We start from the raw sequence: 11532 nt of genomic DNA on the forward strand, positions 1-11532 counted from the left end.
GGTTGCCGTCGTGCTCGGCCGACAGCTCGCAGCCGAGCAGCACGGTCAGGCCGGTGCCGCGGGCCGCGGCCTGGGCCCGCTCGACCCCGCCGGTGTTGTCGTGGTCGGTGAGGGCGATCCCGGTCAGGTCCCGGGTCGCGGCCAGCTCGACCACTTGCTCGGGGTCGAGGGTGCCGTCCGAAAAGGTCGAGTGGGTGTGCAGGTCAAAGCCGGGCATGCGACGACGATAGCGCAGCGGCCGACGGCCCCGGTCCGGTACCGATCCTGTGACGGGGATACAGGTCCGCCGTCCGGCCTCCGAGGGCGCTCGGCCTTCTCGTCGTGCGCCGAGGCGATGTCTGCGTTACGTCGCCACCACGACGCCATGCTGTTGCTTCGATTCGGCATGGTCACAGATGGCTAACTCCTGACGGCGGGTCGACCCCTCCCTGCCGTCAGCGTTGTACGTTGACCTCGCGTCAACCAGCCCCATCGGAAGGTGGGGCCTGGCTCTGTGGCCATGGGCCAGAGTCACTTGCCCGTCGTCTCTCGAACAGGGGTTCGAGTGCACCTCGTCGCCATGCTTCTCGCCTCCATGTCTCGTGTCGATGTCCTGCTCATGCTCGCCGTCGTCGCGCTCTTCCCGGTCGTGCTGCTGGCCCTGCTGCTGATCACGTCCGGTCTTGAGGGGCGGGTGGTGGGCCGGCCCAGGCCCAAGGTGGGCGCCCGGGAGCGGCCGGGCCCGCGCGACCCGCGCTAGCCGGCCGGGCGTTTCGGCGGCCTTGCCGGGTGGTAGGGCCGTTGGCGGAGCGTGTTCCCGCCGTCAAGCCGAGGACCCCGTCATGCCAGCCCGCCAGCGGCCGCCGAGCGCGGCCCGCGACCTGATCCCCGAGCGGCCCGACCTGGACAGCCTCCGCTCGGCCGCGGCCGGCTGCACGGCCTGCGACCTGTACCGCGACGCCACCCAGACCGTCTTCGGCGAGGGCGCCCCCCGCTCCGAGGTGATGCTGGTCGGCGAGCAGCCGGGCGACGGCGAGGACCGCGCCGGGCGCCCGTTCGTCGGCCCGGCGGGGCGCATGCTCGACCAGGCGCTCGAAGAGGCCGGCATCGACCGCGAGCTGGCGTATGTGACCAACGTCGTCAAGCACTTCAAGTTCGAGCGCCGGGGCAAGCTCCGCCTGCACAAGAAGCCCAACGCCGAGCAGGTCCACGCCTGCTTCCCCTGGCTGGAGTCGGAGCTGGCCGTGGTCCAGCCCCGGGTGCTCGTCCTGCTGGGCGCGACCGCCGCCCAGGCCCTGCTGGGCAGCTCGTTCCGGGTCAGCCGCCAGCGGGGCGAGTTCCTCGACTCCGACCTCGCCCCCCGGGTCCTGGCCACCGTCCACCCCTCCTCCATCCTCCGCGCCCCCGACGAGGAGGCCCGTGTCCTGGCCTACAAGGGCTTCGTCGCCGACCTGGCCGTGGTCGCCGAGGAGCTGGCAGATGCCGGGGGCTCCGCCCCCCGCCAGCCCCCCGAGACCGAGCCGAAGGTCCAGTAGGATCTCCTCCGCTCCTGGCGGAGCGGGAAGGAGGGCGATGGAGCCCGAGGAGCTGACCGAGCTGGCCCTGGAGGCGGCGGTGGCGGCCGGGGCGGGCTACGCCGACGTCCGCTGGGTGCGGGAGGAGACCGAGGGGCTCACCGTGGTCGACGGGCGGGTCGACAATCTGGAGGCCGAGGAGTCCAGCGGGCTCGGGGTCCGGGTGCTGGTCGACGGGTGCTGGGGGTTCGCGGCCAGCGCCGTGCTCGACCCGGCGCGGGCCCGGGCCCTGGCCGGGCGGGCGGTCGAGGTGGCGAGGGCGTCGGCGGCCACGGGCGGCGAGCCGGTGCGGCTGGCCCCGGCCGAGCCGGCGGTGGCCAGCTGGTCGACCCCGGTGGGGCGCGACCCCTTCGCCGTCCCCCTGGCCGAGCGGGTCGACCTGCTGCTGGCCGCCTGCGACGCCCAGCGGTCGGTGGCCGGGGTGGCCCACGCCAAGGGCACCGTCGACCTGTGGCGCCGCCGCACCGTGCTCTGGTCCACCGAGGGCACCCGCGTCGACCAGACGGTCACCCAGACCGGGGCCGGCATCGAGGCCACCGCCACCGGCGGCGGCGACCTCCAGCAGCGCAGCTGGCCGAACTCGTTCCGGGGCCAGTTCCAGGCCGGCGGCTGGGAGGTGGTCGAGGCGGCCGATCTGGTCGGCAACGCCCCCCGGGTGGCCGCCGAGGCGGTCCAGCTCCTGGCCGCTCCCGTGCTCCCCGAACGGGTGACCACGGTGATCCTGGACGGCCAGCAGCTCTCGCTCCAGGTGCACGAGTCGGTCGGGCACCCGCTGGAGCTGGACCGGATCCTCGGCATGGAGGCCGCCTACGCCGGCACCTCGTTCGTCGGCCCGGGTGACCTGGGGCGGCTGCGCTACGGCTCGCCGGCCATGTCGGTCACGGCCGACGCGACCACCCCGGGCGGGCTGGGCACCTTCGCCTTCGACGACGAGGGGGTCCCCGCCCAGCGGTCGCCGCTGGTCGCCGAGGGCGTGGTCGCCGGGTTCCTGACCAGCCGGGAGACCACCACCGACGGCGCCGGGTCGGGCGGGGCCATGCGGGCCGACGGGTGGGGGGCCATGCCCCTGATCCGCATGACCAACGTCCACCTGGAGCCCGGTCAGGGCACCCTCGACGAGCTGGTCGCCGACACCGCCGACGGCGTGCTGCTGAGCGTCAACCGGTCCTGGTCGATCGACGACCGGCGGGTCAACTTCCAGTTCGGGGTCGAGGCGGCCTGGGAGATCCGGGGCGGGCGCCTGGGCCGGCTGTACCGCAACGCCACCTACGACGGGCGCACGACCGAGCTCTGGGGGTCGCTGGACGCCGTCTGCGGGCCCGGGGAGTGGGTCGTGTGGGGGGTGCCGAACTGCGGCAAGGGCCAGCCCTACCAGAACGCCCGGGTCGGCCACGGGGCCGCCCCGGCCCGGTTCCGCGACGTGCACGTCGGCGGGGTGGGGCGGTGACGGCGTTCGGGTCCGAGCGGCTGCTGGAGGTGGCCGAGGCCGCCCTCGGGACCGGGGGCGCCGACGACGTCGAGGCGCTGGTGTACCGGCAGGCCGGCGGCCTGACCCGGTTCGCCGCCAGCCGCATCCACCAGTCGGCCTGGCGCGAGGACCTGTGGGTCCGGGTCCGGGTGGTGGTCGACGGCAACCGGGTGGGGACGGCCACCGTCCACGCCGCCGACCCGGCGGCGGTGCGGGCCACGGCCGGGCGGGCCGCCGAGGTGGCCCGGACGATGCCCCCCGACCCCGGCTACCCGGGCATGCCCGGCCCGGCCACCGCCTACCCCGAGGCCGGCCGCCACGACGAGGCGACCGCCGGCGCCGACCCGGCGACCAGGGCCGGGCTGGTCGCGGGGGTGCTCCGCCGGCTCCCGGCGGGAGTGGCCGCGGCCGGGGCCTGCGAGACCCGCGAGCTGGAGATCGCCCTGGCCAACACCCGCGGGGTCCGGGCCGCGGGGGCGACCACCGGGGCCGGCTTCTCGATCCTGGTCGACGCCGGGTCCGGCACCGGCTGGGCCGAGGGGACCGAGCCGGCCCTGGCCGACCTGGACGTCGCCACCCTCGGCGAGCGGGCCGCCCGCAAGGCCATGGACAGCCGCGAGCCGCGCGAGCTCGCCCCCGGCACCTACCCGGTGGTGCTGGAGCCCAACGCGGCCTCGGTCATGGTCCAGTGGCTGGGCTGGCTGGGCTTCGGGGCCAAGGCGTACGACGAGGGCCGCAGCTTCCTGGTCGGCCGCCTCGGCCAGCGGGTCTGCTCGCCCCTGGTCACGATCGTCGACGACGCCACCGCCGCCGACACCATCGGCGTCGGCTTCGACTTCGAGGGCGTCCCCAAGCGCCGCGTCACCCTGATCGACGAGGGGGTGGCGGCCAGCCTCGTCTACGACTTCCGGGCCGCCACCGGCCACGGGGTCGAGCCCACCGGCCACGGCCTCCCGGCCCCGTCGGCCGAGGGCGCCCTGCCGATGCACCTCTCCCTCCTGCCCGGCCAGACCCCCCAGGCGGACCTGGTCGCCGGCCTGGAGCGGGGCCTGCTGGTCACCCGCTTCCACTACACCAACCTGGTCAACCTGATGGACACCACCATCACCGGCATGACCCGCGACGGCACCTTCTGGGTCGAGGACGGCCGGGTCGTCGGCGCCGTCCGCAACCTCCGCTTCACCCAGTCGATCCTGGAGGCCCTCTCGTCGGTCCGCGCCGTCGGCGCCGAGACGGAGATGGCCACCGAAGACGGCTACGGCGCCGCCCGCGCCCCCGCCCTGGCCATCGACCGGTTCGCGTTCTCCAGCGCGACCACGTTCTAGCCGCTACTGCGCCTCGGCGCCGACGTGGGACCATGGCGGCATGGGTGAGGAGCCGCCCCGGCCGGTGGTGGCGGTCGGGCTGGTGGCCCGGGACCGCCGTGGCCGGCTGCTGCTGGTCGAGCGGGGCAGCCCGCCCCACAAGGGCCACTGGTCGCTGCCGGGCGGGCGGGTCGAGGGGGGCGAGACGATCGCCGCCGCGGCGGCCAGGGAGCTGCGGGAGGAGACCGGCCTGGAGGCCGCCGTCGGCGAGATCGCCGGGGTCGTGGAGCGGATCGGCGAGGGCTACCACTTCCTGATCGTCGACCTCTGGGCGGAGCTGGCCGACGACGCCGTGCCCGTGGCCGACGGCGACGCCGCCGACGCCCGCCTGGTCGAGCTCGGCCAGCTTCCCGGCTATCTGCTGTCGCCCGGCCTGGCCGGGTTCCTGGCCGGGATCGGCTGCTGGCCCGACGGGGCGCCGGTTCCCGACGACCTCCCTCCCCCGCCGCCTCCTGTGGCCCGGCCACAGTAGGCTGGGGGGATGCCGGAGCTTCCCGAGGTCGAGTCCGTCCGCCGCCAGCTCGAACCCGAGCTGCGGGGCCGGCGGGTGCTCGGCGTCTGGGCCGACACCCAGCGGCGCTTCCACGCCCCCGACCGGCTGTGTGGCCGGACGGTCGAGGGGGTCGGGCGCCGGGGCAAGTTCCTGCTCTGCCCGCTCGACCAGGGCCTGGAGCTGGTGCTGCACCTGGGCATGACCGGCGTGCTCCACTTCGGCGTGGCCGACGCCTACGCCCGGGCCCGGATCGCCCTGGACGACGGCCGCGAGCTGGTCTTCCGGGACGTGCGCCGGTTCGGCGGCCTGGCCGTGGTCGAGGCCGGCGCCTACGGGCCGCTGCCGACCCTGGCCCGGCTCGGGCCCGAGCCCCTGTCGGAGGAGTTCGACCCCCGCCGCTTCGCCCGCGACCTGGCCGCCACCCGCGCCCCGGTCAAGGCCTACCTGCTGAGCCAGCGGCCGGTGGCCGGGGTCGGCAACATCTACGCCGACGAGGCCCTGTGGCTGTCCCGTATCCACCCCTCCTCCCGCCGGGTCGGCCCGCGCCGCGCCCTCGCCCTCCACGGCGCCATCCGCCGCGTCCTGACCGAGGCCATCGACCGCGAAGGCACCACCTTCCGCGACTACCGCATGGTCAACGGCGAGAGCGGTCGCAACGCCGACTTCCTCATCGCCTACGGCCAGGCCGGCCACCCCTGCCCCCGCTGCGCCACCCCCCTGCGCAAGGTCCACCTCGCGGGTCGCGGGACCACGTTCTGCCCGGTCTGCCAGCGGCGCTAGGGGTCGGGGGTTCGGACGAAGACCCCTACGCGAACGGCGGCCGCGATGGCGCCGCTCTCCCCGGGCGGTGACGGCGCCGACGATGAGCCGCACCGGCCAAGCGATGTGCCGGTGCCATGCGAGGATCGGGAGATCGAAGCGACCTGACGATCAGGCCAGGCCGCCACCGAGGTCCGCCGAACCCGCCTCCGCGAAGGGAGCGACGATGACCAAGCCGCAGCCGATCCCCGACGGCTATGGGACCGTCACGCCCTGGGTCGTCACCAGCGACACCCGGCGCCTGCTGGAGTTCATCACGCAGGCCTTCGACGCCGAGGAGATCGGCCTGGTCGAGGTGGAGGGCGGCGCGATCGGGCACGCCGAGGCGCGGATCGGCGACTCGATCATCATGATGTTCGACTCGCCGTTCCCGGTCGCCACACCAGGTCTGCTGCGCCTGTACGTCGAGGACGGCGACGCCGTGTTCCGCCGGGCGGTGGCGGCCGGCGCCACGGTGGTGACCCGGCTGACCGAGCTGGCCTGGGGCGACCGGGTGGGGCGCGTCCGCGACCCACTGGGGAACATCTGGTGGATCCAGGAGCGCGTCGAGGAGCCTGCTCCTGACGAGGCGGCCAGGCGCCTCCAGGATCCGAAGTACACCGAGGCCATGCGGTACCTCCAGTCGAGCCTCGCAGCTGGCCTGGACGCGTCCTAGCGGGTCGTGGCTCAGGAGCGCGTCGGCGCATCGCTGATCCGAGCGTTGGCCCTCTGTGGCCCGAGCCCCGTGTCGGGTGACGGCATGGGGCCCGGACTCCCTACCCGCGGCGGCCCCAGAACAGGAGGCGCTTGAACGGGTACCGGTACGGGCGGCTGTCCTCCAGCCGCGGGACGAGCCGGGCCCGGTAGGTGGCCAGGAACTCCCCGAACAGGTCCTCCGGCATGCGGGCCTGGTAGTCGGTGAGGAGGGTGCCCCGGGCCCACTCGACGACCTCGTCGCGGGCGGCCAGGTGGTGGAGGTAGACCTGGAGCCGGACGTGCTGGGGGGCGAGGCCGAGGCGGTCGAGCAGGTCCGCGTACCACTCCGGGGCCTGGACCGGCGACTGGCGGCGGTAGCCGCCGAGGGCCGTCCGGAACGGCTCGGTGCCCGCGACCTCGGCGGCGACGACGTGGGAGGGATGGTCGTGGTTGGCCGGCATCTGCACGGCCAGCTGGCCACCCTCGCCCAGGCCGGCGACCAGCCGCCCGAGCAGCCCCTCCTGGTCGGGCAGCCAGTGCAGGGCGGCATTGGAGAAGACGACGTCCCAGCCGCCCTCGGTGAAGTCGGCGATGTCGCCCTGCTCGAACCGGAGGCCGTCGCCGGCCAGGGCGACCGCCCGCTCCAGCATGGCCGGCGAGCTGTCCAGGCCCAGCGTCTCGCCGGCCTCGAGGCGGCGGTGGAGCTGGGCGGTGAGCTCGCCGCCGCCGCAGCCGAGGTCGACCACCCGGCCGCCGGGCACGGGCCGGACCAGCGACAGCAGGTCGTGGAAGGGCGCGGCCCGCTCGTCGGCGAACCGCTCGTACCGTCCCGGGTCCCAGGCGTCCACGGCCGCCATCCAAGCCGCCGGCCCGGCGGCCGTCAACGCCGGCGGCCGATATCACCTGGGAGGCCGGCGCCGGCCGGCAGGTCGCAATTCCATCACACCGGATCACACCGGAAGGCCGAGATGCGGCAAGATACCGATGACGGGAAGCGGCCCGACGAGACGGACGGAAATGGGGACCCGGTTGGCCGACCAGCAGGTGATCGGGAAGGTCGGACGCGTGACCGGCACGATCGCGCCCGAACAGGTCGGCGAGGTCATGATCTCCATCCGCGGCGGCAGCGAGGCCTTCAACGCCTATGCCGCCGACACCCAGGACACGATCTCGACCGGCACCCGCGTCGTCGTGATCGAGTACTTCCCGCCACGGACCGTCGTGGTCAGCCCCATGTAGGGCTGCGTGGAAAGGCTGAGCAATGGACCCCCTGATCCTTGCCGGTGGCGTTGTCGTCGGCTTGGTCGTCCTGTTCGCGATCTTCAAGCTCATGTGGCGGGTCGCCGAGCCCAACGAGGCCCTGGTGATCTCCGGCCTGCGCGAGCACTCCTCGCCCGAGGGCGCCGGCGAGAGCATGGGCTTCCGCATCGTCACCGGCAAGGGCACCCTGGTGCTGCCCGGCATCCAGACGGTCCGGCGGCTGTCGCTCGACCTGCGCGAGGCCCCGCTGTCGATCGAGTGCGTCACCCACCAGGGCATCCCGCTCGGCATCCAGGGCGTCGTCATCTTCAAGGTCGGCGACGACTACGTCTCGATCGCCAACGCGGCCCGCCGCTTCCTCGACCAGCAGCAGCAGATGGACGCCCGGGTGCACAACGTGTTCGCCGGCCACCTGCGGGCGATCGTCGGCAACATGACCGTCGAGGAGATGATCCGCGACCGCGAGAAGCTCACCTCCCTGACCCGCCAGTCGTCGGGGTCGGAGATGGAGAAGCTCGGGCTGATCGTCGACTCGCTCCAGGTGCAGGAGATCCACGACCCGACCGGCTACATCCGCAACCTGGCCCTGCCGCACGCGGCCGCCGTGGCCCGGGAGGCGCGCATCGCCCAGGCCCACGCCGACCGGGAGGCGACCACCGCCGAGCAGGGCGCCGACGCCCTCAAGGCCGAGGCCAGGCGCGAGAGCATGATCAAGCAGGCCGGCTACCAGGCCGAGATCGACAAGGCCTCGGCCGAGTCGCAGCAGGCCGGGCCGCTGGCCGACGCCTCGGCCCGCCAGCACGTGGTCGTCGAGGAGACCAAGGTGGCCGAGCTGGAGGCCCAGCGCGAGGAGCAGCGCCTCCAGGCCAGCATCCGCAAGCCGGCCGACGCCAAGGCCTATGAGTCGGTGACCCTGGCCAAGGCGTCCCGCGACGCCCGCATCGCCGGGGCCGAGGCCGAACGTCAGGAGGTCGAGCTGCACGCCAAGGCCTCGGCCGAGCGGGTCCGCCTGGAGGCGGTCGCCGAGGCCGAGCGGGTGCGGGTCGACGCCATCGCCCGGTCCGAGTCGACCCGGCTCATCGGCGAGGCCGAGGCGGCCGCGACCGCGGCCAGGGGCCGGGCCGAGGGCGAGGCCGTGCAGGCCAGGGGCATGGCCGAGGCCGAGGCGATCAAGGCCCGGGCCGACGCCCTGGCCGAGAACCAGGACGCCGTGATCGGCCAGCAGCTGGCCGAGAAGTGGCCGGCGATCGTGGAGGCCGCGGCCAAGCCGTTCGGCTCGGTCGACCAGATGATCATCCTCAACGGCGCCCAGGGCCTGTCCGAGGCGCTGGCCGCGGCCCTCAGCCAGGGGGTGGCCGGCCTCCAGCTGGCCCGCAACCTCCTGGCCGGCGGCGGCAACGGGGCCAAGGCCGAGCCCGGCGACCGCGACGCGCTCCAGGCGCCCGGCGCCGCGCCCCGGGACCGCACCTCCTGACCGCAACCGCCGGGGCGGCGGTCCGCGAAGATAGGACTGGTTCCTGTCCGCGGGCGAGGAGGGAGGTGTCGGGATGCTGGTGGCGGTCACCGGGGCGTCGGGGCTGATCGGCACGGCCCTGGTGCGGCGCCTGCACGCCGAGGGCCACGAGGTGCTGCGCCTGACCCGCTCGGCCCCGAGCGCCCCCGACCAGGTCCGCTGGGACCCGGCGGCCGGCGAGCTCGATCCCGACGCGCTGGCCAAGGCGGATGCGGTCGTCCACCTGGCCGCCGCCAACATCGGGGAGCACCTGCGCTGGACCGGGAAGGTCAAGCGGGACCTCCTCCAGAGCCGGGTCCAGGGCACCAGGCTGGTCGCCGAGACCCTGGCCGGCCTGGCCCGGGGGGACGGGGGGTCCGAGGGGCCTCGGGTGCTGGTGTGCGCGTCCGGGGTCGGGTTCTACGGCGACCGGGGCGACGAGGTGCTCACCGAGTCGAGCAGCGGCGGCGAGGGGTTCCTGGCCGACCTGGTGCGCCAGTGGGAGGCAGCCGCCGGCCCGGCCAGGGAGGCCGGGCTGCGGGTCGTGCACATGCGCACCGGTCCCGTCCAGGACGCCGCCGGGGCCGGCCTGCCCAAGCAGGCGCTGATGTTCCGCCTTGGGGTGGGCGGCCGCTTCGGGTCGGGCCGCCAGTGGCTGAGCTGGACCTCGCTCGACGACATCGCCGGCGCCTACCTCCACGCCCTGACCCACGACGGCCTGGACGGGCCGGTCAACAACGTCGCCCCCAACCCGGTGACCAACGCCGAGTTCACCGCCACCCTGGCCCGGGTCCTCCACCGCCCGGCCGTCCTGCACGCCCCGGCGTTCGCCCTGCGGCTGGTGCTGGGCGAGACGGCCGACGAGTTCCTGCTCGTCAGCCAGCGCGCCCGTCCGGCCCGCCTCCTGGAGACCGGCTACCGCTTCCGGTTCCCCGAGCTGGAAGCGGCCCTCCGCCACACCCTGGGCCGCCCCGGATAGGGACACGGCCCGGGGGCGGCCACGCGGCCGCCCCCGGGTGCCGTTCGGTGGCTAGCGCCCGTCGGACGGGCGCTGCTGCCTGGCCCGGTCGGTCTCCTGGTCGTAGACGCCCTCCTGGACGCCTGGCTCCTCCGGGCCGGGGCGGTCGAGCCGCTCCGGCTCCTCGTCGGTGAACAGCGACCCGCCGCCACCGGGCCGGTCCATCCGCTGCGGCTCCTCCTGGTACCCGGCCATGGCGTCGCCGGCGCCGAAGCGGGCCGGATCGTCGGCGGCGACGGCCGAGCGGTCGGGGGCGCCCGCGTCCTCGGTCGCGAAGGCGGGGCGTCCAGAGGCCACCGGCTCGTCGGCGTAGCCCGCGCGGTCGGACGGCCCCGCGTCCTCGACCCGCTCGTACGCCGTCTGGTCGACGACCGGCTCGGCGGCCAGGCCGGGGTCGCGCTCGTCGGCGAGCGGGGCCGTGGCGGCCACGGGAGCCGTGGCCGTCGGGGCGTCGCCGACGGGCCGCTCCGCCTCGTAGCCGGACCGCTCGGTCTCGTAGCCGGGGCGATCCTCGGTCGGGGTCGCCTGGGTGGCGCCCTCTTCGGCGGCGGCCACGTCGTAGCCGATCATCCCGGCGCCCTCGACGTGGGAGCCGAGCCGGGTGGCCATCGGGTCTCCCTCGGACATGGCGACGGTGGTCCTGGGCTGTTCGGCGCCGGCCGCGACCGGGTCGGGCTCGGTCAGCGAGGTGTCGCGACCCGGACCGGGCTCCTCGGACTCGCTGCCGATCATGCCGGTGTCGCCTTGCCGTGCCTCTTCGCTGCGGTCGGACATCCCAGCGTCGTCGCGGTCCATCACGACCTCCTTTCGGTCCGTTCAGGTCTATCCGGCCGAGGTGTTGTGGAAACGCTGCGCACAGGCGCAGATGGCGCTAGCGAAAGTCGCGGGAACGGGTGGCGGCGGTCAGCGGCAGGGGCCGGAGCTGGTCGGCGACCACGTTGATCACGCCCTCGGCCCGCTCCAGCCGGCCCCTGACCAGCAGGGCGGCGGCGGTCCGGCCGACCCGCCGGTAGCGGGCCCAGACACCCCTGGAGCAGATCACGTTGACCAGCCCGGTCTCGTCCTCGATGTTCAGGAAGGTGGTCCCGCCGGCGGTGGCCGGGCGCTGACGGTGGGTCACCACCCCGCCGACCAGCACCCTGGCGCCGGCCGGGACGGCGGCCAGCCCGTCGGCGGGGACGGCGCCGAGCTCGTCCAGGCGTTGGCGGGCGAACTGCACCGGGTGGCTGTCGCCCGACAGGCCGGTCGCCCACAGGTCGGCCGCGCCCAGCTCGACCGGGCTCATTCCCGGCAGCCGCGGCGCCTCCGCCCCCACCGCCGTCCCGGGCAGGCGGTCCGCCCTGGCCTGGGCGACGGCCCCGGCCGCCCACAACGCCGCCCGCCGCTCCAG

At 75.1% G+C, this 11532-nt stretch carries 14 protein-coding genes; 10 read left to right on the top strand and 4 right to left on the bottom strand.

What is annotated here, in order from left to right; all coding sequences use genetic code 11:
• Window positions 1-217: PHP domain-containing protein (locus VF468_27415; protein ID HEX5882015.1), on the bottom strand; the 217-nt coding region annotated here is incomplete at its 3' end.
• Between the two features lie 357 nt (window positions 218-574).
• Here VF468_27415 and VF468_27420 point away from each other — a divergent pair.
• The 7 genes from VF468_27420 (at window position 575) to VF468_27450 (ending at window position 6352) form a co-directional block, all read left to right on the top strand.
• Entirely contained in the window at window positions 575-739 is a 165-nt protein-coding gene (locus tag VF468_27420; GenBank protein ID HEX5882016.1) for a hypothetical protein, read from the top strand.
• 82 nt (window positions 740-821) lie between these two features.
• Complete coding sequence (locus tag VF468_27425; protein ID HEX5882017.1) at window positions 822-1514, top strand: UdgX family uracil-DNA binding protein; 693 nt, start codon at window positions 822-824, stop codon at window positions 1512-1514.
• 37 nt (window positions 1515-1551) lie between these two features.
• Complete coding sequence (locus tag VF468_27430) at window positions 1552-3000, top strand: TldD/PmbA family protein (GenBank protein ID HEX5882018.1); 1449 nt, start codon at window positions 1552-1554, stop codon at window positions 2998-3000.
• Entirely contained in the window at window positions 2997-4346 is a 1350-nt protein-coding gene (locus VF468_27435; GenBank protein HEX5882019.1) for a TldD/PmbA family protein, read from the top strand. Before VF468_27430 ends, VF468_27435 begins: the two co-directional genes overlap by 4 nt.
• A gap of 40 nt (window positions 4347-4386) precedes the next feature.
• Window positions 4387-4857: an NUDIX domain-containing protein gene (locus VF468_27440; GenBank protein HEX5882020.1), complete on the top strand. Its 471-nt coding sequence runs from the start codon at window positions 4387-4389 to the stop codon at window positions 4855-4857.
• 9 nt (window positions 4858-4866) lie between these two features.
• Window positions 4867-5658 (top strand): bifunctional DNA-formamidopyrimidine glycosylase/DNA-(apurinic or apyrimidinic site) lyase, encoded by a 792-nt coding sequence (gene mutM / locus VF468_27445; GenBank protein ID HEX5882021.1) that lies wholly within the window; start codon window positions 4867-4869, stop codon window positions 5656-5658.
• 205 nt (window positions 5659-5863) lie between these two features.
• Entirely contained in the window at window positions 5864-6352 is a 489-nt protein-coding gene (locus tag VF468_27450) for a VOC family protein (protein HEX5882022.1), read from the top strand.
• A 100-nt stretch (window positions 6353-6452) separates the two neighbouring features.
• Here the strand turns inward: VF468_27450 and VF468_27455 are convergent, their stop codons facing one another.
• The gene (locus VF468_27455) at window positions 6453-7229 is read right to left on the bottom strand and encodes a methyltransferase domain-containing protein (protein HEX5882023.1); all 777 of its coding nucleotides are present in this window, start codon (window positions 7227-7229) and stop codon (window positions 6453-6455) included.
• Between the two features lie 172 nt (window positions 7230-7401).
• Between VF468_27455 and VF468_27460 the strand changes: the two genes are divergently transcribed.
• From VF468_27460 to VF468_27470, 3 genes are all read left to right on the top strand, one after another.
• Window positions 7402-7611, top strand: a complete 210-nt coding sequence (locus VF468_27460; protein HEX5882024.1) for a hypothetical protein — start codon at window positions 7402-7404, stop codon at window positions 7609-7611.
• Window positions 7612-7633: 22 nt separating this feature from the next.
• Window positions 7634-9106: an SPFH domain-containing protein gene (locus VF468_27465; GenBank protein HEX5882025.1), complete on the top strand. Its 1473-nt coding sequence runs from the start codon at window positions 7634-7636 to the stop codon at window positions 9104-9106.
• 73 nt (window positions 9107-9179) lie between these two features.
• Window positions 9180-10103, top strand: a complete 924-nt coding sequence (locus VF468_27470; GenBank protein ID HEX5882026.1) for a TIGR01777 family oxidoreductase — start codon at window positions 9180-9182, stop codon at window positions 10101-10103.
• A 51-nt stretch (window positions 10104-10154) separates the two neighbouring features.
• On the opposite strand, the gene VF468_27475 is transcribed toward VF468_27470, so the two are convergent.
• The gene (locus VF468_27475; GenBank protein ID HEX5882027.1) at window positions 10155-10937 is read right to left on the bottom strand and encodes a hypothetical protein; all 783 of its coding nucleotides are present in this window, start codon (window positions 10935-10937) and stop codon (window positions 10155-10157) included.
• A 76-nt stretch (window positions 10938-11013) separates the two neighbouring features.
• Window positions 11014-11532, bottom strand: a 519-nt coding sequence (locus VF468_27480) for an OB-fold nucleic acid binding domain-containing protein (GenBank protein ID HEX5882028.1), incomplete at its 5' end; no start/stop codon positions are given.

The organism is Actinomycetota bacterium (assembly GCA_036280995.1).
In the GTDB taxonomy this organism is placed as follows: Bacteria; Actinomycetota; CALGFH01; order CALGFH01; family CALGFH01; genus CALGFH01.